Source organism: Acinetobacter amyesii, from assembly GCF_023499985.1.
In the GTDB taxonomy this organism is placed as follows: Bacteria; Pseudomonadota; Gammaproteobacteria; order Pseudomonadales; family Moraxellaceae; genus Acinetobacter; species Acinetobacter amyesii.
On the sequence record NZ_JAMCOU010000028.1, the window covers coordinates 90,643 to 113,981 of the forward strand.

The following is a 23,339-nucleotide window of genomic DNA, read 5'->3' on the forward strand; positions in this document are numbered from 1 at the left end:
AAAGTATATGTCAAATATTGATTATGATGCCCTAATGAAGCCAGTCATTGGCTTCTTGGGGTGTGAAACACCAAAAGCATGGCTAGATGAAGCTTTAAATAATTTGGATATCCTGATGCAGGATCATGCCAATTGTGAAAAGAAAGCAGCAAGTACAGCAATGAATTTGATGTTTCGTTATAGTTTTTTCTCGGATTTACAAATCAAACTGGCACAGCTAGTACGTGAAGAAATGCTGCACTATGAGCAAGTGCTGGAACTGATGGCAAAACGTGGTCAGGAATGGACTGCAATCAGTGCTGGTCGGTATGCAGGTGGTCTACGTAAAGAAGTGCGGACTTACGAGCCAGAAGCGTTAATTGATATCTTGGTGATTGGCGCATTTGTTGAAGCACGGTCATGTGAGCGTTTCTATGCGCTTGCACCACATGTGGATGAAGAGTTGGGGCGGTACTACCGCTATTTGCTAAAGTCTGAATCACGCCATTATGAGGACTATTTAGCATTGGCCATGGATGTGGCGACGACCAATAAGCTAAAGAACCCGAAAGAAGATATTCAGATGCGTATTGAGCATATTCGTGAAGTTGAAAAAAATCTGATTAGCAGCCCAGATGATTTATTCCGCTTTCATAGTGGTGTGCCAGTCAAAGCAGCTTGATAAAATAATCCTCCAAAATGGGGGATTTTTTATGCACTTAAAATAAACGATAATAAGAATTATTTACAATTGTCTTGGGTGAATCTAAAATGAAACGATCTCTATGAATCAAACAATTTAAGCTCACTTATTCAATATGAAATTACAATTCACTTTACTCTGTATCGCTTTGTGTGCGGTTGGTCAGGCTGAAGCGCATTATCCTTATGTAGCGCCATTAAACTATCAAACATTTAATAATCATAGTGCCATTCTTTCTGGTTTTTATGACAATCCGTTTGTTTCTGAAATAGCCATTAAAAATTTTAATTTCCATGTACATACACCGTCAGGTGAAAGGCTGCATCTAACAGATGCCGATTGGGCAAAAACTCAAACAGTCAGCAGTTATAGTTTAGAAAATAAGCAGGATGGCACGTATCGTATTCGTGGTGAAAAGCAGGGAAGTACAGCGCGTTTTGCTTATGATCAAAAGCAGTGGAAAGCGTTAATCAATGGTGTACGTGATCCTCAAAAAACTGCGAATGCAAATGTCATTTATACAGCCGAGTTGACTAAAAAGTCGCAAATCAAAAGTATTCAAACCCAAGAAATCATTGAAACTTTTGTATCGCGCCGTGTAACGTCTACACATGTGGTGAATCATTTACATGATGGTTTTGATGTGCAATTTAAAACTCATCCGAATGCCATTATGCAAAATGAGTCAGTACAACTGAAAGTGCTAGATCAGAAAAAAGCGGTTGCGGGTTTGCAGATTGAAATTTTGCAGCAAACGACGGATTACAGCCGTGAAGGAAAGGTTTATAAAACGCTTAAAACTGATCAAGATGGAAACTTAAATTTTAATCTAGCAGATCGTGGTCAGTATTTACTGAAAATTGACTATCAGCAGCCTTTTGAAATGAAGGGAGACGCATTAAAACGATATAAATATACTTTGAGTTTTAATGTGATCTAAAGCGAAGGGTAGTTAAATGAGAAAAAGCTCTGCGATTTGCAGAGCTTTTTTATGAAAATGATTTAGCTATCTTTAGGTTCAAGATAAAACATCGATAAACCTATCAATAAAATTAAACTGGTTTGAGCGAAAAAGTGTTTATTAAAACCGCCATAATATTGCTGCGAATAGCCTGCAATTAGTAAATAACCCGTTAAATAAAGCAATCGATAATATCGGCTCTCAAAACAATAACAGACACTTGCAAAACATAAAATCAGACAACCAATCACCATATAGTGGATATCCCAAATGATGGTGTTGATTACAAATAAAAGTGCTGAAAGTGCGCCGATAGATAAATTACGAAGGCTTTCAAACCCTTGAAAAATGTGCATCAAAGCGAATATGAAGAGTGGTAATAGTGCAAGTACATATTTTATTTTCATATTCTTTTGCGCTATGAGCATAAAATTTTGCTGTTTCTCAACAATGGGGCTGGTACTGATACTTAGGCGAAGCCATTGCAGGGTTAAGTATTTAGGGATGTTGGCTTTAACTAAAAATTTGAGAGTGGCTTGTGGTGGAATAATATAATTTTCTTGGAAATCATGGCCATAAAAGATCCAAGATTTATTGGTCTCCAATGTGCGATATTGCGTATTTTTTTGAGTTGAGATGTTAAAAAGTTGTCCACTTGCATTTAATCCAGCTTTCATACATGGTGTTTCTTTTTCGTTAACAATGCATAACGGAAGTACCGAAATTTCAAGATCTTTTCGTATTTGTTGCTGACCTGCAAAATCGATATGAACATATAGCTGATCAGAGTGGTTTTGCAGCGTAATCGGTGTGCTTGACCAATATAGTCCTTCTGTCATATCGTTCAATACAGATTCAGATATTTCGGGAATAGTATTGTGATTTTGAAACTGCTGAGGTGGAATCAACCATTGTAGCTTGCTGTCAAGAAGGGTGTTGGATTCGCTATTATATAAATTGGGTGGTGTTTTGAAATGTTGCTCAATTTCACTTTCGGGTGTGCAGCTCACCAAATAAATTGCAAATGGGCTGATAAAAATTAAAAGAAAAATGAATGCAGTGAGATAGTGTTTTAAGGCAGTTTTATTTGATTCTGCATCAACTTGAATGAACATTTTTTTTATTTTAATGACAATGACTTATAGATTATATGTAAATCATAGGCATTAAAAAAGCCCATTTAAATAAATGGGCTTTAGAATTTGGCTCTCCAACCTGGGCTCGAACCAGGGACCTGCGGATTAACAGTCCGTCGCTCTACCGACTGAGCTATTGGAGAATCTGAATGCGATTATAAGCAGATTTTGAAGAGGGTCAAGCTAAAAATACCAATATGAGGAGAAATGCGTGATAGATGTTTTTTATTTGAACAAAAAAAAGGATTTTTTAGAAAAAATGAATCTTAGGCTTGCAAAGAAAAAATTCAATTGATAGTCTGAATACAACAAAAGAGCGTTTAAACATATGTTTAAACAGTGTGGATTTAAACCCAACTTGCCAGCACTAAAATGGCTAAACAGGAGAAAGCGAATGAATACGCTGACTATTTCTCAGATTTTTTCAAACTTTACTTTTTATCAAGAAAACTATCTTTCTATTATCAGTAATCAAGAGCAATATCAAACACCTGTCGAAGGTGCATACGTTGACGTTTGGCCTTTGGGTCGACGTGACTTGGCATTGGGTGATTTATTACAACTGTGGTTTAGTGAAAAATGGTTGATCAACGCGCCATGTCATTTACGTTTTGAACATCAAGATGATGGTCGTCGTGTGCCTTTGCAACGCAAGCAAGACTTGTATTTATACCAATTGGCAGGTAATGCATTATCAGGCTCAAATCGTTCTAAAGTATGGTCTATTTCAGAACAACGGGAACTTCGTGTTGAGTTAGATAGTGCTTTAAAATATTACTGCTTTCAAAAGGGCAGTAATCGCATTGATCTAAGCGAAGGCCAATTAATTCGCGCCTTACATTCAGCAATTTAAGTTTGAATCATCATCTGCTCGCATTGAATTGCGAGCAGAAAAATAAAAATATTAAGGACGTATAATCATGCAAGTTGCAGTTGCAGTTGCAGTTGCATGTGCATAAAGTTTGCCATTGTCATCAATAATTTTCCCTTCAGAAATCCCTAAATTTTTACTGATATTAATGACTGTTCCTATAGCAGTAAGTTCAACATTCTTTGGGATCGGACGACACATTTTAATATTTAAGTCGATGGTGCCATAACCCACACCAGCCTCTAATAAGGTGTGAATGGCACAACCTGTCACAGAATCGAGTACGGTAGCAGCAAAGCCACCATGCACGTCGCCTAGCGGATTTAAGTGTCGTGCATCTGCTTTAGCCTTAAAGCTAATACTTCCCTCAGATACTTCATAAGGCTGCATAGGAATAGTTTCGCTAATACTTGCAGGAGGAATTTTCCCTGCACACATGGCTTGTAGAAGTTGCAGTCCAGTCATTTCTTTTGGGTTCATTGTGCTTTTTCTTTTACTAAGTTTTTAGTTCCTTTTTGGAACTTGATTATTAATAAAACAAAAAACAGCAGATGCGTCAATTAAATAGAATGAAATGAAGAGTCGATTTGGTAAGACTTATATGTGTAGTACGATGATAGATAGAGCTATTCGTTGCTATAAGAGAGATAGGTTTTATCAAAGTTGTCAAATGACAAGTTGTTTAGCCAATTTTGTGCTGGAAATTCCTTTTATGCTTTTGATTTATTTGTCAAAGCTTCGAATAGCCCAAAGATATCATTCTATCGATGCTCTTTGGCGATTTAGCCTCAAGTTGTATATACCTTAGTGAAGTAGATAGACTGTGTGACGGAGAAGTGTTCAATTGTCTGTGCTGTATTTAGCCATTATCGGCAGAATGTGGTTTATCGGTGTGCCTTTGAGTTGGCATATTATTTTACCCGAAGTAATTGTCTTCGCCGGAATTGACTTGGTGGTTTGGTCTTCGGCAGGGAAAGGGTATTCTGAAAAACATGAAAATTAGAAGATATAAATCATGAAAGAAAATAATGTATTAATTCCTGAAATTTACGCCTCTTATCCTTATGATGGAAAGATTTTAGAATATTATCAGGGCGTTTTTGAATCGGTGTATATCATTTTGCATCCCTTTTATAAAGCAGTCACATTGGAACTGGAACGTTATAATGTTGAAACGTGGCCTGAAAAAAATGAGTTTATCAAAGGCTGTTATCCAATTGCATGGCATGAAATTTTAAATTTGTCTGAGCTGGAGAATGTCTCTCAAATTGATGTTGCATTAAGGACGATGATTGGCGGAATTAAACAACAATATGAAAATAAAATGTGGGAAAAGCAGGTTCTTGATTTATACAAGCAGAGTGAAATTATTAATCCATGTGATGATGGGCTTATTTCGCCATTTTTAGAAAATCCGCTTTTATATGCATTGAAAGAAATCGGCTATGACTTTTTGCTGACGGTTGATGAGCATGGGATAAATCAACCGAAAAAAATGCAGATTGATTATTTGATCGCAAATGATCTGCTTGACGTATGTAATTACACTGAAGATTATCAGCTTCTATTTGCCACACATTGGGACAGTCACTGTACTTTTTTATGTTCTTCAAAAAAAATCATTGATCAGATTCTAGAAATTCACCCCTTTGAAGGATTCTTCTGTACTCCTAAAACTGAAGTCTATTGGGGACTGCATGAGATTTAAACGATGAGGCTTTTAAATCATCACAATATTAAGCCGTGAAATGTAAACCATAAAAAACCCGCGATATTCGCGGGTTTTTTAAATCTAACTTTTTAAAAGCAGATTATTTTTCAGCAGCAATGGAAGCAATCGCAGCGTCAACGCCTTCGATTGAATCAGCAGCTTTTTTGATACGAGCAAGCGCATCAACAAGCACTTCGTCTGCAGTTGCATAAGAAATACGCATGTAGCCACCAAGACCGAACGCATCGCCAGGAACTACTGCAACACCAGTTTCTTCCAACAACCATGCAGAGAATTCTGTGCAAGATTTTAAACCTTTGGCACGAATTAAAGGACGGATGTTTGCGTATGCATAGAATGCACCGTCAGCAGGAAGGCAAGTAATACCGTTGATGTCGTTCAAGCCTTTCACAACTAGGTCGTGACGGCGTTTGAATGCTTCAATCATTGGCTCAAGAACGTCTTGAGGGCCATTCAATGCAGCTTCAGCAGCAACTTGTGAAATAGAAGTTGGGTTTGAAGTTGATTGAGATTGGATTTTTTTCATCGCACCGATCAGTTTAGCAGGGCCCGCTGCGTAGCCAATACGCCAGCCAGTCATTGCATAAGCTTTAGATACACCGTTAAGAACGATTACACGGTCGTAAAGGTCTGGTGCAACTGTTGCGATGTTGTAGAATTCGTCGTCCCAACGGATTGGTTCGTACATATCATCAGAAGCAACTAAAACTTCAGGGTATTTACGTAGAACTTCAGCTAAAGCAAGTAATTCTTCTTTAGTGTAGATCATACCTGTTGGGTTAGAAGGGCTGTTTAGAACCACTAAACGAGTTTTGTCAGTGATTGCAGCTTCTAATTGAGCAGGCGTAATTTTGAAACGTTGTTCTTCACCACATTTCACGATTACAGGAGTACCTTCAGCAATGATCACCATGTCTGGGTAGCTTACCCAGTAAGGAGCAGGGATAATTACTTCGTCACCTTTGTTTAACAAAGCAAGTGCCAAGTTAAAGAAAGATTGTTTACCACCACAAGAAACCAAGATTTGGTTTGCAGTGTAATCAAGGTTATTGTCGCGTTTTAATTTAGCAATAATTGCTTTTTTAAGACCTGGAGTACCGTCAACAGCTGTATATTTAGTGAAGCCATTGTTGATAGCAGCAATTGCAGCATCTTTGATGTGTTGTGGGGTATCGAAATCCGGTTCACCTGCGCCTAAACCAATTACGTTTTTACCAGCAGCTTTCAATTCAGCAGCTTTGTTAGTAACAGCAAGTGTAGGGGACGGTTTGATGCTATTTACACGATCAGACAGACGTACGTCCACGGCAGTATTCCTTCTTATAGGGATTAAAAAATAAAAAGCACACTATCTTAGCTTAAATGCACAGTAATGGGGAGTGGCAAAATCAACAATGTGCAAAAAAGTGTGATATTCCATCCTAACCCTATAATTAAGAAAATTTACATTGAGTTACTTAAATTTTTAATCAAATTTTATGGAAAAATCTTAAAGTCACGGATAAAAAAAGGGCATAAAAAAGGCCACAATATGTGTGACCTTTTTAATTAAATTTTATACTTCAAATACTTTGCTTATTGAACAAAACGCGATAAATCTTCTTCAGGGCGAGCAGTTAGCACTTCTACACCATTTTTTGTTACAAGTAGCGTGTGTTCGTACTGTGCAGACAAGCTATGATCTTTAGTCACGACAGTCCATTTATCACCAAGAAGTTTGGTTTTCCAGTCACCACCGTTCACCATTGGTTCGATGGTAAAGGTCATGCCTTCTTCTAAGATCATGCCTGTATTTGGTTGACCGTAGTGTAAAACTTGTGGTTCGTCATGGAAAACGGTACCAATACCATGACCACAATATTCACGTACAACACCAAAACGTTCTGATTCAACATATTGTTGAATCGCATGGCCGATATCACCCATGGTTGCGCCTGGTTTTACCACCGCCATACCACGGTACATGGCTTCTTGGGCAACTTTGCATAAACGGTTCGCTAAAATAGATGTTTCACCACCTACGATATACATCATGTTGGTATCACCATGGTAACCATCTTTGATCACAGTGACATCGATGTTTAAGATGTCACCTTTTTTTAATTTTTTGCTTTCAGATGGAATACCGTGACACACCACATGGTTCACTGAAGTGCAGATAACGTGCTGAAATGCTGGACGACCCGGCGCAGCGCCATAACCTAAACATGCAGGAATAGCTTCTTGTTTATTGACAATATAGTCATGACAAATCGTATCAAGTTCTAGGGTAGTCACACCTGGAACAATATGCGGTTTGATCATATCCAAAACTTCTGCCGCCAGTCGACCCGCGACGCGCATTTTTTCAATTTCGTCAGGCGTTTTAATTAATCGACGTGGAGCTTCGTAAGTACTGTTCATGATCTCTAAAAACTTTTGGAAATTTGTATGTGACTATGGTATAAATAGCCGCCCATTTTATCAAATGCTTTTTCGTGAATATCTTTCACGAGCTTTGTGCGATGGGGCAATAAAATCCGCACATATATCGACACATTTCTCTGGGTGCCTTTTTAGGTGGAGAATGCGGGTATATGGAGGCCTAACCCAAACTTTAAGGTAAAGAAAATGGCAGATTACAACGTAAGCATGCGCGACCTTCTTCAAGCAGGCGCACACTTCGGTCACCAAACACGTTTTTGGAATCCAAAAATGCGCGAATACATCTTCGGCGCGCGCAACAAAATTCACATCATCAACCTTGAGCACACTGTTCCTGCGTTAAATGATGCTTTGAACTTTGCTAACAACTTGGCTAGCAAAAAGAACAAAGTTTTGTTCGTTGGTACAAAACGTGCAGCTTCTGCAATCATTCGTGAACAAGCTCAACGTGCAGGTCAACCATATGTTGATCACCGCTGGTTGGGTGGTATGTTGACTAACTGGAAAACTCTTCGCCAGTCAATCAACCGTCTAAAAGACCTTCAAACTCAATCTACTGACGGTACTTTCGCTAAACTTACTAAACGTGAAGCTTTAGAACGTACTCGTGAGATGGAAAAACTTGAACGCGCTCTTGGCGGCGTTAAAAACATGGGTGGTTTACCTGACGCATTATTCGTAATCGATGTTGATCACGAAGCAATTGCAATTAAAGAAGCTAAAAACCTTGGTATTCCTGTTATCGGTATCGTTGATACAAACTCTAACCCAGACAACGTAGACTACGTTATCCCTGGTAATGACGATGCGATCCGTGCAGTTACTCTTTACGCTTCTGCTATGGCTGATGCGATTCTTGCTGGTAAAGAATATGCTCAATCACAAGCAAATGCACAAGCTAAAGGCGAAGAAGCTCCTGCTTCTGAGGCTTAATGCGTTTGACGTAAGCTTGTCATTTTTGCGACACGTGATGGTGGCAAAGTAAGCGTCATGTATGCAGACGGCCCAAGAGACAGCTCTGGGCCGTTTCTGTTCTAAAAAGAATTCATTTTCTACCGTATTTAGGAGATTAACATGACTGCAGTTACAGCAAGCATGGTTAAAGAATTGCGCGATCGTACTGGTCTTGCAATGATGGAATGTAAAAAAGCATTAACAGAAGCGGGCGGTGACATCGAATTAGCGATCGATAACCTTCGTAAATCTGGTCAAGCTAAAGCTGCTAAAAAAGCAGGTAACATTGCTGCTGACGGCGCGATCACTATCGCTCAAGAAGGCAACAAAGCAATCCTTGTAGAAGTGAACTGTCAAACTGACTTCGTTGCTAAAGACGAAAACTTTGCTGGTTTCTCTGCTAAAGTTGCTGCTGCTGCGCTTGCTGCTGGTGTAACTGACGCTGCTCAAATTGCTGAATTGAAACTTGAAGATGGTGCTACTGTTGAAGAAGCTCGTATCGCGCTTGTTCAAAAAATTGGTGAAAACATCCAAGTACGTCGTGCTCAAATCGTTGAAGGCGACAACCTTGCAGTTTACAAACACGGTTTAAAAATCGGTGTTGTAGTTGCATACGCTGGTGATGCTGAAACTGGTAAAGGTTTGGCTATGCACATCGCTGCATTCAACCCAGTTGCTGTAAACGAAGCTGGCGTTTCTGCTGAACTTATCGCTAAAGAAAAAGAAATTGCTGAAGCGAAAGCAATTGAATCTGGTAAACCAGCAAACATCGTTGAAAAAATGGTAACTGGTTCAGTTCAGAAATACTTGAACGAAGTTGTTCTTGAGAACCAAATGTACGTTATCGACAACGATAAGAAAGTTGCAGAAGTTCTTAAAGCAACTGGTACTACTGTTGCTAACTTCGTACGTTTCGAAGTTGGTGAAGGTATTGAGAAAAAAGCTGAACTTTCTTTCGCTGAAGAAGTTGCTGCTGCTCAAGCTGCTGCAAAATAATCTCTGATTATTTGTAGAAAAAAGCCCTCGTTTTAGAGGGCTTTTTTTATGGCTGTAGCTTTACTGATTTCAAAGCTATTTAAACTTTATATTGTGTACATTGTTGTTCACAGATTCTATTTTTATCCATATTAATGACTATAATGAGTTGAAAATTTAGATTTAAACTCTCTTATGGCAAACAAAACAAATTTAACCATCGGCGGAATTATTGTTGCGCTTGCAGCCGCTTATTTCGGAATTGATTTACAACAACAAAAATCTGCACCAGTTCAGACGACAGCGGAACAAAACGCACAGCCACAAATAGAATCAGTACAACCTGTAGATGCTCAACAAAAAGGGCAGAGTGCTGAAGATGTTATTGCGCATGCATTTAAAAATAAACTTAGTAATGTTCAGGTTGAGGGTACAGGTCGAGTGAAAGCGGTACTTCGAGATGATAATGAAGGTAGTCGGCATCAAAAGTTCATTTTGACCTTAAATAATGGTCAAACCCTTTTAGTTGCACATAATATCGATCTAGCCCCACGAATTGATAACTTGCAAAAAGGCGATACAGTTCAATTTTACGGTGAATATGAATATTCAGATCAGGGGGGGGTGATGCACTGGACACATCACGATCCGAATGGACGTCATCAGGATGGTTGGTTAAAGCATCAAGATAAAACCTATCAATAAAAATCACGTAGTCATTTTTAACTTTAGTCATTTAAATGATCATGATTCAGATGAAGCTATCAACATAAAATTGGATTAACCATATTGAGTAAAAGCCAGTGTTTAAACACTGGCTTTTTGGTCGTATAAATAGAAAAAATGATTGGAAATACCAGAGATAAATACACCTATAAACAATAGGGTTTTAAGCATCGAATATGAAGAAAACCGATGTGGAAGAAGTGAAAAAGAGATCTATGAAATTAATCATGCTTTAAATGCTCTTTATTTGCGATTTATGGCGTGTTTTCCAATTACCAAGTACTTTAATTGCAAATGTGTCTAAACACCAAATAGGGCCAATGAGGAGGAATTGGAGATCTTTGAAAAAAGAGGGCTTTTTACCTTCAATTTTATGGCCATAAAATTGACCAATCCATGCGAATACAAAGAGTGCGATATAAAAGCCATAACCAACTGGTAGCACCCAAATTAGCCATACCATGATTAACGTTAACGCGGCCATTGCAACAGCAAGGACAATGTCTAAACGTGCGTAAAAGATAAATGCTAAAGCAAGTAAGACAGCAGTAAGTAGCGCGCTAAAATGCGCCAATATGCCAACGATTGAAAAATAAATCGTAGGTACGCAAATCCAGTGAATCATTTTATTGGTTTTATTTTGATGACTTTCGCTGTATTCATCAAACCATTCGTTGATTGTTTTCATGATAGTCCTTAATCATGGGGAAGGACTCCAATATAAACAAGAATGGAGGAAGGGTCAAAATCAGGATTACTGATGATTTGAAAGGCTAAGAGGCCACAAATAAAAAAACCACGCTAGGCGTGGTCTGTTAAATGCAGTCACTTCATTGGAGAATTAAGAATTTGGACCGTCTACGCGCTCAATGCTCACATTTGCAGTACCCGCACTGGTAATACCCAATTGCTTAGCAGCACCATAAGATAAATCAAGAACACGGTTACCATGGAATGGACCACGGTCATTTACTTTCACCACGACGCTTTTACCATTATTGCGATTCGTAACACGAATAAAGCAATTAAGTGGCAGGCTACGATGTGCTGCTGTAAGTGCGTTCATGTCAAACGTTTCACCGCTTGCTGTTTTACGACCGTGGAATTGACGACCGTACCAAGAAGCAGTACCTGTTTGAGTGAACTTACGAACAGTATTCGATGCAACAGTATTTAACTTTTCAATCACTGAAGGCTCATCTTCAGGAATTTCGATTTTAGCAGCGATTGTTTGACGACGAATTTTATCGCCAGAACGCTCAGTGATTGAAAGGCTACTTAAATTCGTAAAGTTTGAATTGAAGCTTTGAGCTTCTTTATTCAATACACGAGCTGCAAGACGAGAGTTGTCATTATCATGATTGAATGATGATGACTGAACCATCTCAGCTTGTGACTGACTTAGCGCAACTGCCGTGGCAACCGCTAAGGCATATTTAATAATTGATGACTGCATTGTTTATCTCCCAATGGCATATTTACTGGTTCAACTAAGTCGCTGATATCCATGTAAACACGTCTGATATTTCACTTTTGCAACTATATTTAACGAGATGGATAATATTCATGCCATCAATAGGCTGTCTAGTGTTTAATTAAAATACTTTGAAAATGTCTAAAAAATTAACAATAGTTGGTTAAAAAATAATCAATAATGTAACAAGGTGTGTAAAATGTCGAATAAATGCTCATTTTGGTGAAAATATTTGTTGACTTTTTTGCTCTATAAGAAAAAACCAGTCTTATCGACTGGTAACTTCAGTGCCTAAAAGCCATAGTGCAGTCGCATACATACGGCTTTTGTTATAGGTTGTAATGACCTGAAAATTTGGATAAGTGATGTAATAAATTGGTCCATAACTATCTTGCAATTGGATGACATTGACTAAATCGAGATCATCGATTTTTACCAATGGATTCATAGGGGTTACACCTTGAGCCTTGAGTACACCATAGGGTGTTGGCTGGTTTAAATCCTTTGCAATAATAGCATCTGGGTTGTTTCCGCTATAGCGAGCAGCAAAAGCAATCGGTTGATTACGCTGCCAACCATAATTTGCTAAATAATTTGCAATTGAACCAATGGCATCGACAGCTGAATTACGCAGGTCAACATGACCATTGCCATCGTAGTCCACACCAAATTTTGGAATGTTACTTGGCATAAATTGAGGATAACCCACAGCACCTGCATATGAACCGACGACAGAGTTGGTTGGAACACCATCTTTATATGACCAAGCAATCAGTGCAGCAAGTTCATCTTGGAAATATTGCGCACGGCGTTCGTAGCCAAAACCAAGGGTCGCCAAAGCATCACGGGTAATAAAATTACCTTTATTGCTGCCGTAGCCTGTTTCAACACCCAAAATGCCTAAAATCACGGATTGAGGCACACCAAATTGTTGTTCTGCACGATTTAAAGTGTCGGCATATTGATTTTTGAAGCGAACGCCGCGTTGAATTGTACTTTCAGCTAAAAAATTGGTTTTGTATTGGTACCAAGGCTTTGATTCACCAGGTCTATTCATAATGCTAATAATGTTGGGTAGGTTTTTACTGCCTTGCATTGCCCAATCAATTTGATTTTCACTCAGACCATAGGTTTGCATTGCATTTTGTTTAAAGCTTGCATATGCCGGATGAGATTGGAAGTCGTTAGCCTGACAAAAACTGGTCAGTGAAATTGAACCGGCCATAATGGCAATATGTGATAGTTTTTTATAAAAATTTCGATTTAGCATAAATAAAAAATTTCCAGTTGCTTTAGCGATGAGTATGAACAAAATTTCGAGGGGAAAAGATCCTGAAAATTGTGATGACCTTCTGGTTTCATAGCTCATTAAAGGTAAACGTTACCAATAGCAACTAAGATACCACTGACAGCGCATGCTTTCATAAATAGATATACAAAAAAAGACAAAGCAAAGGGTTTTTTCGCAGTTAACATATTGAAAAGTGACATATTCATTTACATAACTTGCAAATATTCACAAATCATTTGAAATAAAGATGACTCTAAAACTCATGCGTCATAAAAACGCAGAACGAGTAAACTTTATCGCGTTGCGAAATACTGTTTAGAAGCTACAAAAGTTGCAATGTTATATCTAAAAATAAAGGGACATGATTAAAAAGGTACCGGTCTAAAACACCTATATGCAAGCAGTGATTTATTCATTGCATAGTTTTTGTTCGTCAGCACTTCAATGCTGTTGAAAACGTCGCTATATATAGTAGAAATATAGACTGAATGATAAAAAAGAAAGAGATTGAATATTAAAATGGACGCATTGAGATTTAAGCCAAAATGACGGCTCACATTAAAATATGATCTATATTCAGGTCCTTCCTGTTCTTTGTAGATTTTTAAAAATTGTGGATATCAATGTACTGTCTTTCTTTTAATAAAAATCTGTTCAATTCTAGAACTGTGTTTGCATGACTATATAGTCATTGTATCGGGATTCGATTATATGCGTTTAGCCATAAAAAAACCTAGCCAAAGCTAGGTTTTGACGAAAAGCGAGATTTATTTGTTAAACATCGCATCATGTGCTTCTGCAAGGGCACTTAGCTCTTCTTTGGTTAAATTTGGGAAAATCTTATCAATTGCAATATGAATAGCTTTAATCACAGCAGAAGAACCGATATCGGCTGCTTTACGTTTAATCATGCCTAAATCGAGTGTTTTATTAAAGTCATTCATAAAATGACGCACTGCAGCTTCAGCAAACTGTTTATACAGTTCACCAAAAGCAGCTTTATTTATATCTGCGCCCGATTTAATTTCCGCATAACTATTTTTAAGGTTAGTGACTAGTCCTGCATCTAAACTTAGACCTACACGATAAGTGCCAGTCGCGTCTTGAAATAAACTTCGTTCTGAAAATTCAATTGATTGTTTCACCACATCATTCGGAGATTTACCTAGTAGTTGCTTTAACAATACAGCGACTGTTGATTTGACATAGCCAGCCAGTTTTTCTGCTGTGTCGCGCTTATCGCTTGCAGGAAACAGATGAACAGGAGCTAATATAGTTGCACCAATGATTTCTTCATTAATCAGCAAAGCTGTTTTATCACGTAAAGGATAAAGTGGTTCACTCGAATTTTTTTTCGCGTGACCAGTTTGGATACTGCTTAGAAGTTCCTCAGAAGGAATAAAACCAAAAAATGGCATCACTAACCTCAATTTTTTTATTGTCGCGCCAATCGAATGGGGCGAGGCATCCATGTTAAATCCGATACACGACAAGGGTTGATATCCAATCCACCACGGCGTGTATAGGCAGCATATACCATCAGCTGACTTGGTTTTAAATGTTGCCAAATGTCGGCAAACATTTGCTCCACACATTGTTCGTGGAAACCATTATGCTGACGGTAAGAAATAATATAAGCCAGAATACTACGATAACAAGGCTTAGTACCTTTATACCTTATAAATACCGTTCCCCAATCAGGTTGACCCGTGACTGGGCAGTTACTTCTTAATAAATGTGAATAAAGTTGAATTTCAACTTCTTCTTGCGCTGCATCTTCATCTAAAGAGAGTAAAGCTGCATTTGGATGATTTTCTAACTGGGTGGGTTCTAAGTCATCAATACAGATGCCTTGCGGTTTTGAAATTTCAACTTCATCAACATGAAATAGATCAATAGTCACAGCGGCATTGGCTGCAGCAGATAAGTCTTTTTCAACGGTTGCTTTAAACGCTGCCTGAGAATCAAATTTGGTAAAGTTCATACTATTAAAGTAGAGCTTTAAAGATTTGGATTCGATGAGGTTGTCTGAACTTGCAGGCAAAGTTAAACGGCCAATAGCGACTTGAGGCACACCAGAAGCATTTAACCAAGAAATTTCAAAAACATGCCACCAGTCTGTACCTTGGCGGATGCCTTCCACATGGGCATATTGTTCACGTGCAGTGGCACGTGCAATCGGAAATAGAATATCAGGTTGATATTCTGTTGGGTAGTTGGTGTCTTTACCTAAAAGGGATTGTTCTACACTCATTATTCACGCATTCCTGAACCACGAGAAAGTAAATGATACGCCACGCCATAAAGTACAACGCAACATGCAGTAATTACTGTCAGTGAAATGCCGACATTCACATCGCTATGGCCCAAAATACCGTAGCGGAATGCATTTACCATATACACGACAGGGTTGATTAAAGAGAGATTTTGCCAAAAAGGACTCAGTGATGAGATGGCATAGAAAACACCGCCTAAATAAGTCAGCGGAGTCAGGACGAAAGTCGGGATAATCGAAATGTCGTCAAAAGATTTTGCATAAACAGCATTAATAAATCCGCCAAGAGAAAACAGCAGCGAAGTAATGAGAACTGTATATATAGTTACGAAGATATTGGTCAGGTGTAATTCAGTAAAAAATAGGCTCATCACAGTGACAATAAAGCCGACTAAAACACCACGGCAAACACCACCGATCACATAACCCCAAAGCACCATGTGTAACGGTACTGGACTCATGATTAATTCTTCGATGCTTTTTTGAAATTTTGCACTAAAGAAACTGGATGACACATTGGCATAGCTGTTGGTGATGACCGCCATCATAATTAAGCCGGGCACGATGAACTGCATATAGCTAAAACCGCCCATTTGCCCAATGCGTGAACCAACTAAATTACCGAAAATCACAAAGTACAAACTCATGGTGATCGCAGGTGGGAGAAGAGTTTGCGGCCAAATACGCATGAAACGGCGAATTTCTTTATACACTAAGGTGTAGAGGGCGATACACAGTTGGTTAAAATTCATTGTGCTGCACCTTCAAGATTTTTTTCGACCATACGGACAAACAGTTCTTCTAGTCGGTTAGATTTATTACGCATACTACGAACCTGAATACCTTGAGATTCCATGAGTTGGAATAAATCATTCAAGGTATGGGCTTTATCCATAGTGACTTCTAAGGTGACAGGATCTACTAAGTTGAAACGGACACCAATAATTTCTATATGGATCGGTTCAATGGGTTCGGCTAGATCGAAAATAAATGTTTCTTCATTCAACTGACTGAGGAAACCTTTCATGCTGGTGTCTTCTTTAATCACACCACGATCAATAATTGCGATTCGACGGCACAACATTTCAGCTTCTTCTAAATAGTGTGTCGTTAAAATAATAGACGTACCTTTTTCGTTCATTTCTGTGAGGAAATCCCACATCGAACGGCGTAGTTCAATATCAACACCAGCAGTCGGCTCATCTAAAATCAGCAGTTTAGGTTCATGCATCATGGCACGAGCGATCATTAAACGGCGTTTCATACCGCCCGATAGCATGCGTGCTTGGGTGCTACGTTTTTCCCAAAGGCCAAGCTTTTCTAAATATTCCTCTGCACGTTTCTCTGCTATCTTTTTAGAAATACCGTAATAACCAGCTTGAGTCACCAAAATATCAAACGTTTTTTCAAATTGACCAAAGTTAAATTCTTGAGGGACAACGCCCAAACACTGCTTTGCATGCGAGGGATGGGTATCTAAATTATGGCCAAAGATTTCAACAGAACCTGAAGTTTTACGGGTAAGTGAACTGATAATACTAATCGTGGTAGATTTTCCTGCACCATTGGGACCTAAAAGTGCATAAAATTCACCTTCGGGTACTGTTAAATCAATACCTTTAAGCGCCTGAAACCCATTTTTATAGGTTTTTGACAGCTGCTTTAACGTTAGTGCATCAGTCATAAATAATTCACTCTATAAATAGTGTGAGTATTGTGCGATATCGGGGCAAATAAACCAAGTAAATCGTATGGAATTCTGCATTTTATAAATAGAACGTTGTATAAAGCTTAAGCAGAAAAAAGCCTAACATCTATATAGTTGCTTTACCTTACAGTTTTTTTTGTTATGATGTGCGCAATCCAAAATAAGCGCTCATAGCTCAACTGGATAGAGTACAGGTCTCCGAAGCCTGTGGCGTGGGTTCGAGTCCCGCTGAGCGCACCATTTTTTAGTTTTGATTGTTTAACTAAATTTTGCAAATCAACTGCTTTTTTTATATCTCTATTTCTATTCATCCCAATCAATTTCAAAAAAACAATATTGATGTATCTTTTTCCAAACACATAAATTTCAAAATATTTCTCAATCTTTATATTGAAAGTTCAAAGTCATACAAAACATTTAAATCGAAAACTTATAAATATTGAAAATAGAAAGTTCACTGTATTTATATCTGCATCTAAATCAAAAGAATCTATTGAAAACACGATTATAAAAGTCATGCACCAAAATAGTGGAGCTTGGAAACTTAATAGAACACTTATCGTTTTGTATTGCCTAAATAAAATAGGAAAACGATTGGTGCTTTAATATTAACATACTAAAAAATAACAAAAAATTAATTTTGGCATGATGTATGCAATTCAGTATTCAAACTTGCATACAAGAATGAGCACATCAATGAACCCAATAAAAACTTTAGGCTGGACTTTAGCGGAATGGAAAGCGGGCTACACGAATAACACAATTCAACTCGAAGACTTATATGCCTTGGTCGAGCAATTTGATCATGCAGATCCAGCATGGATTTCCATTGCATCGATAGAACAATTAACTGCACAGATTGACGCTTTAAAACAAATCGAAAATGCTGCGGCCTTACCTTTATTTGGTGTGCCTATTGCAGTGAAAGACAATATTGATGTGGTGGGCTTTGCGTCAACGGCTGCGTTTAAATTATTTACGGACATAAAAACTGAAGATGCCTATGTGGTGCAACGCTTAAAACAAGCGGGTGCCATCATTGTTGGCAAAACTAATCTTGATCAATTTGCCACAGGATTGGTCGGTACACGTTCGCCATTTGGTGCAGTGCCGAATACTTTTAATTCTGACTTTGTAAGCGGTGGTTCAAGTTCAGGTTCAGGCAGTGTAGTGGCGCGCGGTTTAGTCCCGATTGCGCTCGGTACAGATACAGCAGGCTCAGGGCGTATACCCGCAGCATTTAATAATATTGTTGGCTTAAAGCCGACCAAAGGTCGCTTTTCAAATACTGGCTTACTGCCTGCGTGTAAAAGCTTAGATTGCATTTCAATTTTTGCTTTAACTGTCGTTGATGCAACTGCAGTGGCAGAAGTTATGGAAGGTTTTGATGTAACCGACAGTTATTCACGTGTGAATCCTGCTACAGCGCCTGCAAAGTTCAGTGCACAATTAAAGTTAGCCATTCCAAAACAATTAGAATTTTTTGGTGATGCTCAATCTGCTGTTGCATTTCAGCAAGCATTAATTGAATTAAAAAAATTAGGTGCAGAACTAACTGAAATTGATTTCAGTCCTTTTGCAAAATTGGCTGTACAACTGTATCAAGGATCATGGGTCGCAGAGCGAACAGCTGCAGTTGCAGACTTATTAGAAACATCGGTACAAGATTTTGATCCAACAGTTTTAGAAATTATTCAAAAAGGCCAGCAGTACACTGCGGTTGATGCTTATAACGCCGAATATTTAAAGCAAGAATTGGCTCGAGACATTCAGCAAACCTTAGCGCAATTTGATGCCTTAGTGGTGCCAAGCTCGCCAACCATACACACACTTGCAGAAATGGCTGAATCGCCAATTGAAAATAATAGCCACTTTGGCACCTATACCAACTTTACCAATTTAGCAGACCTGAGTGCCATCGCTGTACCTGCAGGCTTTCGTGCCGACGGGCTGCCTTTTGGAATCACATTCATTGCACCGGCTTGGCACGATACGGCTTTAGCAGATTTTGCCGAAAAATGGCAAAAGCATCTGAAATTACCACTCGGTGCAGTAGCTAAAACATTGCCTGAAGCAAATTCAGTCATGTCTGCACCATCAGCACAGCATTTTCGTGTTGCTGTTGTAGGCGCACATCTCACAGGCATGCCACTCAATTTCCAACTGACAACACGCCAAGCTGTGCATGTCGAAACCACAACCACTTCTGCCGATTACGCCCTCTATGCACTGCCGGGCACAGTACCGCCGAAACCAGGTTTAGCGCGTCAGGAAGCGGGTCAAAAAATTATTGTCGAGCTTTGGGATATTCCAAAAGCTCGCTTTGGTGAATTTGTCGCCGAAATTCCAACACCACTGGGTATGGGCAATATCGAGCTTGCCGATGGACGTTGGGTGAAAGGCTTTATTTGTGAACCTTATGGCTTAAACGGTGCAAAAAATATCAGTGAATTTGGCGGCTGGCGCGCCTATATCCAATCACTGCAAGCAACAACAGCAAAATCAATTTAAAAAATTCGGGGAAATAATCATGTTTAAAACAGTTTTAATTGCAAACCGTGGTGAAATTGCTGTTCGTGCGATTCGTACATTAAAGAAACTCGGTGTTCAGTCGGTTGCCGTATATTCAGAGACAGACCGTTATGCACAACATGTCTTAGATGCAGATGTGGCGGTTTCACTTGAGGGCATCAAACCTGCAGAGACTTATTTAAGTATTGAAAAATTGATTCAAGCAGCCAAACAAACTGGCGCTGAAGCAATATTTCCAGGTTATGGTTTTTTGTCTGAGAGTGCTGATTTTGCCCGTGCATGTGAGGAAAATGGTATCGCCTTTATGGGGCCAACGGCTGAACAAATTTTAGAGTTTGGTTTGAAGCATCGTGCACGTGAATTGGCTGCGGCAGCCAATGTGCCCATGACACCGGGCACAGGTTTATTGGCAAGTTTAGATGAAGCACTCGCATCTGCGGCAGAGATTGGCTATCCCGTCATGCTGAAAAGTACCGCAGGCGGTGGCGGGATTGGTTTAACCCGCTGTGATGATGAGCAATCATTAAAAGATGCGTATGAAAGTGTAAAGCGTCTAGGCGAGCAGTTCTTTAAAGATGCAGGCGTGTTTCTCGAACGTTTTGTCGATAAAGCCCGTCATGTAGAAGTACAAATTTTTGGTGATGGTTTAGGTCAAGTCGTTGCCTTTGGGGAGCGCGATTGTTCATTGCAGCGCCGTAACCAAAAAGTCGTTGAGGAAACACCTGCACCGCACTTACCAGAAGCAACACGTCAAAAATTGCACCGTGCTGCTGTAGAGCTTGGTCAATTGGTGAAATACCGCAGCGCAGGTACGGTTGAGTTTATCTATGATGCTGCCCGTGATGAAGTGTATTTCCTTGAAGTGAATACCCGTTTGCAGGTTGAACACCCAGTCACTGAAATGGTGACAGGATTAGATCTGATTGAATGCATGCTGAAAGTGGCGGCAGGTGATGCTTTAGATTGGGAAAAACTCAGCAATATTCAGCCCAATGGCGCTGCCATTGAAGTGCGAATTTATGCGGAAGATCCAGTGAAAAACTTCCAGCCAAGTCCTGGTGTACTCACGGATGTATATTTTCCAGAAGACATTCGTGTGGATACTTGGGTGTCTACAGGCACTGAAATTTCACAATATTTTGACCCGATGATTGCCAAAATTATTGTGCATGCTGCAGATCGAGACAGTGCGATTGCCAAGCTAAAAACAGCCTTGGCGGAAACTCGCTTGAATGGCATCAGCACTAACTTAGATTATGCACATACCGTAGTATCAGATGCACGCTTTGAAAATATGCAAATCTGGACACGTCTACTGGATGATTTTAAATACGTGCCAAATGTGATTGAAGTGCTGCAACCGGGCACGCAAAGTTCGATTCAAGACTACCCAGGGCGTGTGGGCTATTGGGATATTGGTGTACCGCCATCAGGCCCAATGGACGATTATGCATTTCAGTTGGCTAATCAAGTTGTGGGTAATCCAAAAGCGGCAGCAGGCTTTGAGTTTACCTTACAAGGGCCAAGTCTAAAATTTCATGCCGACAGCATCGTAGCCCTTGCAGGTGCGCCATGCAGCTCGACTCTAGATGGTGTGAATGTCGATTTTTGGCAGCCGATCAGCATCAAAGCTGGGCAAACTTTGGCACTCGGACAAGTTGAATCGGGTTGCCGTACTTATCTTGCAATCCGTAATGGGCTAAATGTGCCTGAATATCTAGGCAGCCGTTCAACCTTTGCATTGGGTAATTTTGGTGGTCATGCAGGGCGAGTACTGCGCGCAGGCGACATGATTAAAATGGTTAATCCAAGCCTGCCTTTGGATGGATTGGAGGTTGCAACAGCAGCACCGCAAGCTTTGGCAGCAGAGCGTATTCCAAGCTATGGCAAGGAATGGAAAATTGGTGTGCTGTATGGCCCGCATGGTGCACCAGATTTCTTTAAACCTGAATATATTGAAGAATTTTTTGCTTCAACATGGAATGTGCACTTTAACTCAAACCGTTTAGGTATTCGCCTAACAGGCCCGACACCAAGCTGGGCACGTGAAAATGGCGGTGAAGCAGGTTTGCATCCATCCAATGTGCATGATTGCGAATATGCTATTGGTGCAATTAACTTCACTGGTGATTTCCCTGTGATTTTGGCTAAAGATGGCCCAAGCCTCGGTGGTTTTGTTTGTCCAGTCACCATTGCCAAAGCAGAACTTTGGAAGATTGGTCAACTGAAGGCAGATGACAGCATCAGTTTCTATCCAATGAGTGTGGAACAAGCCAATGCCTTAGAAGTTCAGCAAATTGCCGATATTCAAAACTTTGCTCAAGCGCCTGAAAAGTCAGAGTTGGCAAATTTTGAGTGTAAGCCTGAAGGGATATTGGCTGTGCGTGAAGCAGATGCACATGCGCCGAAAGCTGTCTATCGTCAGGCAGGTGACAGTTATATCTTGCTGGAATATGGCGAAAACGTCCTCGATTTGGCTTTGCGATTACGTGTTTATCGACTGATGCAGCTGATTCGTGAAGCAAACATTGATGGCATCTTAGAGCTTTCACCGGGTGTGCGTTCACTGCAAATTAAATATGATGGATTGTGTTTCAGCCAAGCGAATTTAATTCAGTTCTTATTAGGACTCGAAAATGAGATGGGAGATTTGAGCCAAATCAAGATTCCATCCCGTATTATTCACTTGCCGATGGCATTTGAGGACTCGGCCATTTTAGGTGCTGTGGAACGTTATCAAGAAAGTGTCTGTGCCAAAGCGCCGTGGTTGCCAAATAACGTCGATTTCATTCAGCGCATTAATGGCTTAGACAGCCGTGAACAAGTCAAAGACATCATTTTTGATGCCAATTATCTGATTTTAGGTTTGGGTGATGTGTATTTAACTGCACCTTGTGCCGTTCCAATTGATCCGCGTCATCGTTTACTCAGCTCGAAATATAATCCTGCACGTACCTTTACCGCAGAAGGCACAGTCGGTATTGGCGGTATGTACATGTGTATTTATGGCATGGACTCACCGGGCGGTTATCAGTTGATTGGTCGTACATTGCCCATTTGGAATAAGTTTAAAAAGAACAAGCAGTTTGGCGATCAGCAATGGTTCTTACGCTTCTTTGATCAAATTAAATATTATGAAGTAACCGAAGCTGAACTGGATCAATTCCGTGCTGACTTTGCCAATGGTGTGGCGGAAATCAAAATTGAAGAAACTGAATTTGATTTTGCAGCCTATCAAGCCTTTTTGGAAATAGAAAAGGACAGTATTGCAGAATTTAAAGCGCAGCAGCAACAGGCATTTACAACTGAAGTTGAACGCTGGAAAGATGAGTTTGATGCACCTGCGGAAATGGAAATCCTGCAAGATGATACCGACTATAGCCAGTATGCAGCCTTAAATGCATCGATGACCGGCAACATTTGGAAAATTTTTGTCGAAGCTGGACAGTCTGTGAAGAAAGGCGATACTGTAGCCATTATTGAAGCGATGAAAATGGAGCTTCCAGTCTATGCCGATGATGACGGCATAGTGAAAGCGATTATCTGCCGTGCAGGACAAACGGTACATAGCGGTGAACCGCTAGTTTATATGGAATAA

20 protein-coding genes and 2 tRNA genes are annotated in these 23,339 nt (G+C 39.7%); 10 read left to right on the forward strand and 12 right to left on the reverse strand.

The genetic code is table 11. The features are described 5' to 3' along the window. Positions 1–7: 7 nt before the first annotated feature. Positions 8–661 carry a MiaE family protein gene (locus M5F03_RS07535; RefSeq protein WP_078191997.1) on the forward strand — a complete coding sequence of 218 codons (654 nt, stop codon included), beginning with the start codon at positions 8–10 and terminating at the stop codon, positions 659–661. Positions 662–797: 136 nt separating this feature from the next. Beyond that, positions 798–1,622, forward strand: a complete 825-nt coding sequence (locus M5F03_RS07540; protein ID WP_249707811.1) for a DUF4198 domain-containing protein — start codon at positions 798–800, stop codon at positions 1,620–1,622. A 62-nt stretch (positions 1,623–1,684) separates the two neighbouring features. On the opposite strand, the gene M5F03_RS07545 is transcribed toward M5F03_RS07540, so the two are convergent. Further along, positions 1,685–2,758 (reverse strand): hypothetical protein, encoded by a 1,074-nt coding sequence (locus M5F03_RS07545; RefSeq protein ID WP_249707812.1) that lies wholly within the window; start codon positions 2,756–2,758, stop codon positions 1,685–1,687. An 88-nt stretch (positions 2,759–2,846) separates the two neighbouring features. Beyond that, a tRNA-Asn gene (locus M5F03_RS07550) sits at positions 2,847–2,922 on the reverse strand. Between the two features lie 251 nt (positions 2,923–3,173). On the opposite strand from M5F03_RS07550, the gene M5F03_RS07555 reads away from it, so the two are divergent. Then, on the forward strand, positions 3,174–3,632 hold the full coding sequence (locus M5F03_RS07555; RefSeq protein ID WP_180115018.1) for a hypothetical protein: 459 nt from the start codon (positions 3,174–3,176) through the stop codon (positions 3,630–3,632). A gap of 51 nt (positions 3,633–3,683) precedes the next feature. Here M5F03_RS07555 and M5F03_RS07560 read toward each other — a convergent pair whose 3' ends face one another. Then, positions 3,684–4,130: a PaaI family thioesterase gene (locus M5F03_RS07560; protein WP_249707816.1), complete on the reverse strand. Its 447-nt coding sequence runs from the start codon at positions 4,128–4,130 to the stop codon at positions 3,684–3,686. A 535-nt stretch (positions 4,131–4,665) separates the two neighbouring features. On the opposite strand from M5F03_RS07560, the gene M5F03_RS07565 reads away from it, so the two are divergent. Then, positions 4,666–5,358, forward strand: coding sequence for a DUF2711 family protein (locus tag M5F03_RS07565; RefSeq protein ID WP_249707818.1), 693 nt, complete (start codon positions 4,666–4,668; stop codon positions 5,356–5,358). 103 nt (positions 5,359–5,461) lie between these two features. On the opposite strand, the gene M5F03_RS07570 is transcribed toward M5F03_RS07565, so the two are convergent. Beyond that, on the reverse strand, positions 5,462–6,688 hold the full coding sequence (locus M5F03_RS07570; protein WP_249707820.1) for a pyridoxal phosphate-dependent aminotransferase: 1,227 nt from the start codon (positions 6,686–6,688) through the stop codon (positions 5,462–5,464). A 269-nt stretch (positions 6,689–6,957) separates the two neighbouring features. Beyond that, on the reverse strand, positions 6,958–7,785 hold the full coding sequence (map, locus tag M5F03_RS07575) for a type I methionyl aminopeptidase (RefSeq protein ID WP_078191991.1): 828 nt from the start codon (positions 7,783–7,785) through the stop codon (positions 6,958–6,960). Between the two features lie 207 nt (positions 7,786–7,992). On the opposite strand from map, the gene rpsB reads away from it, so the two are divergent. From rpsB to M5F03_RS07590, 3 genes are all read left to right on the forward strand, one after another. After that, the gene (rpsB, locus tag M5F03_RS07580) at positions 7,993–8,739 is read left to right on the forward strand and encodes a 30S ribosomal protein S2 (protein WP_078190314.1); all 747 of its coding nucleotides are present in this window, start codon (positions 7,993–7,995) and stop codon (positions 8,737–8,739) included. 141 nt (positions 8,740–8,880) lie between these two features. Further along, positions 8,881–9,756 (forward strand): translation elongation factor Ts, encoded by an 876-nt coding sequence (gene tsf, locus M5F03_RS07585; RefSeq protein WP_078191990.1) that lies wholly within the window; start codon positions 8,881–8,883, stop codon positions 9,754–9,756. Positions 9,757–9,930: 174 nt separating this feature from the next. Then, positions 9,931–10,440, forward strand: a complete 510-nt coding sequence (locus M5F03_RS07590) for a DUF3465 domain-containing protein (protein ID WP_249707822.1) — start codon at positions 9,931–9,933, stop codon at positions 10,438–10,440. 253 nt (positions 10,441–10,693) lie between these two features. Here M5F03_RS07590 and M5F03_RS07595 read toward each other — a convergent pair whose 3' ends face one another. The 7 genes from M5F03_RS07595 to M5F03_RS07625 all read right to left on the reverse strand — a co-directional run bounded on the left by M5F03_RS07595 (position 10,694) and on the right by M5F03_RS07625 (position 17,185). After that, on the reverse strand, positions 10,694–11,149 hold the full coding sequence (locus tag M5F03_RS07595) for an Mpo1 family 2-hydroxy fatty acid dioxygenase (protein WP_078191988.1): 456 nt from the start codon (positions 11,147–11,149) through the stop codon (positions 10,694–10,696). Between the two features lie 153 nt (positions 11,150–11,302). Next, complete coding sequence (locus tag M5F03_RS07600) at positions 11,303–11,917, reverse strand: septal ring lytic transglycosylase RlpA family protein (RefSeq protein ID WP_078190310.1); 615 nt, start codon at positions 11,915–11,917, stop codon at positions 11,303–11,305. A gap of 286 nt (positions 11,918–12,203) precedes the next feature. Further along, positions 12,204–13,205 carry a lytic murein transglycosylase B gene (mltB, locus tag M5F03_RS07605; RefSeq protein WP_078191987.1) on the reverse strand — a complete coding sequence of 334 codons (1,002 nt, stop codon included), beginning with the start codon at positions 13,203–13,205 and terminating at the stop codon, positions 12,204–12,206. A 788-nt stretch (positions 13,206–13,993) separates the two neighbouring features. Further along, complete coding sequence (locus M5F03_RS07610; RefSeq protein WP_180108306.1) at positions 13,994–14,644, reverse strand: hypothetical protein; 651 nt, start codon at positions 14,642–14,644, stop codon at positions 13,994–13,996. A 17-nt stretch (positions 14,645–14,661) separates the two neighbouring features. Then, positions 14,662–15,480, reverse strand: a complete 819-nt coding sequence (gene queF, locus M5F03_RS07615) for an NADPH-dependent 7-cyano-7-deazaguanine reductase QueF (RefSeq protein ID WP_111883994.1) — start codon at positions 15,478–15,480, stop codon at positions 14,662–14,664. Next, positions 15,480–16,253: an ABC transporter permease gene (locus M5F03_RS07620; RefSeq protein ID WP_180023368.1), complete on the reverse strand. Its 774-nt coding sequence runs from the start codon at positions 16,251–16,253 to the stop codon at positions 15,480–15,482. The genes queF and M5F03_RS07620 overlap by 1 nt, the downstream gene beginning before the upstream one ends. Further along, positions 16,250–17,185: an ABC transporter ATP-binding protein gene (locus M5F03_RS07625; protein ID WP_180120765.1), complete on the reverse strand. Its 936-nt coding sequence runs from the start codon at positions 17,183–17,185 to the stop codon at positions 16,250–16,252. The genes M5F03_RS07620 and M5F03_RS07625 overlap by 4 nt, the downstream gene beginning before the upstream one ends. Before the next feature lie 188 nt (positions 17,186–17,373). Between M5F03_RS07625 and M5F03_RS07630 the strand changes: the two genes are divergently transcribed. The 3 genes from M5F03_RS07630 to uca all read left to right on the forward strand — a co-directional run bounded on the left by M5F03_RS07630 (position 17,374) and on the right by uca (position 23,339). After that, positions 17,374–17,449, forward strand: a tRNA-Arg gene (locus tag M5F03_RS07630). Between the two features lie 456 nt (positions 17,450–17,905). Further along, positions 17,906–19,720, forward strand: coding sequence for an allophanate hydrolase (gene atzF, locus M5F03_RS07635; RefSeq protein WP_249707823.1), 1,815 nt, complete (start codon positions 17,906–17,908; stop codon positions 19,718–19,720). 19 nt (positions 19,721–19,739) lie between these two features. After that, positions 19,740–23,339 carry an urea carboxylase gene (uca, locus tag M5F03_RS07640; RefSeq protein ID WP_249707826.1) on the forward strand — a complete coding sequence of 1,200 codons (3,600 nt, stop codon included), beginning with the start codon at positions 19,740–19,742 and terminating at the stop codon, positions 23,337–23,339.

Coding starts and splice junctions, on each gene's coding strand:
- M5F03_RS07535 (WP_078191997.1), top strand. CDS start 8: ATGTCAAATATTGATTATGATGCCCTAATGAAGCCAGTCATTGGCTTC.
- M5F03_RS07540 (WP_249707811.1), top strand. CDS start 798: ATGAAATTACAATTCACTTTACTCTGTATCGCTTTGTGTGCGGTTGGT.
- M5F03_RS07545 (WP_249707812.1), bottom strand. CDS start 2,758: ATGTTCATTCAAGTTGATGCAGAATCAAATAAAACTGCCTTAAAACAC.
- M5F03_RS07555 (WP_180115018.1), top strand. CDS start 3,174: ATGAATACGCTGACTATTTCTCAGATTTTTTCAAACTTTACTTTTTAT.
- M5F03_RS07560 (WP_249707816.1), bottom strand. CDS start 4,130: ATGAACCCAAAAGAAATGACTGGACTGCAACTTCTACAAGCCATGTGT.
- M5F03_RS07565 (WP_249707818.1), top strand. CDS start 4,666: ATGAAAGAAAATAATGTATTAATTCCTGAAATTTACGCCTCTTATCCT.
- map (WP_078191991.1), bottom strand. CDS start 7,785: ATGAACAGTACTTACGAAGCTCCACGTCGATTAATTAAAACGCCTGAC.
- rpsB (WP_078190314.1), top strand. CDS start 7,993: ATGGCAGATTACAACGTAAGCATGCGCGACCTTCTTCAAGCAGGCGCA.
- tsf (WP_078191990.1), top strand. CDS start 8,881: ATGACTGCAGTTACAGCAAGCATGGTTAAAGAATTGCGCGATCGTACT.
- M5F03_RS07590 (WP_249707822.1), top strand. CDS start 9,931: ATGGCAAACAAAACAAATTTAACCATCGGCGGAATTATTGTTGCGCTT.
- M5F03_RS07595 (WP_078191988.1), bottom strand. CDS start 11,149: ATGAAAACAATCAACGAATGGTTTGATGAATACAGCGAAAGTCATCAA.
- M5F03_RS07600 (WP_078190310.1), bottom strand. CDS start 11,917: ATGCAGTCATCAATTATTAAATATGCCTTAGCGGTTGCCACGGCAGTT.
- mltB (WP_078191987.1), bottom strand. CDS start 13,205: ATGCTAAATCGAAATTTTTATAAAAAACTATCACATATTGCCATTATG.
- M5F03_RS07610 (WP_180108306.1), bottom strand. CDS start 14,644: ATGCCATTTTTTGGTTTTATTCCTTCTGAGGAACTTCTAAGCAGTATC.
- queF (WP_111883994.1), bottom strand. CDS start 15,480: ATGAGTGTAGAACAATCCCTTTTAGGTAAAGACACCAACTACCCAACA.
- M5F03_RS07620 (WP_180023368.1), bottom strand. CDS start 16,253: ATGAATTTTAACCAACTGTGTATCGCCCTCTACACCTTAGTGTATAAA.
- M5F03_RS07625 (WP_180120765.1), bottom strand. CDS start 17,185: ATGACTGATGCACTAACGTTAAAGCAGCTGTCAAAAACCTATAAAAAT.
- atzF (WP_249707823.1), top strand. CDS start 17,906: ATGAACCCAATAAAAACTTTAGGCTGGACTTTAGCGGAATGGAAAGCG.
- uca (WP_249707826.1), top strand. CDS start 19,740: ATGTTTAAAACAGTTTTAATTGCAAACCGTGGTGAAATTGCTGTTCGT.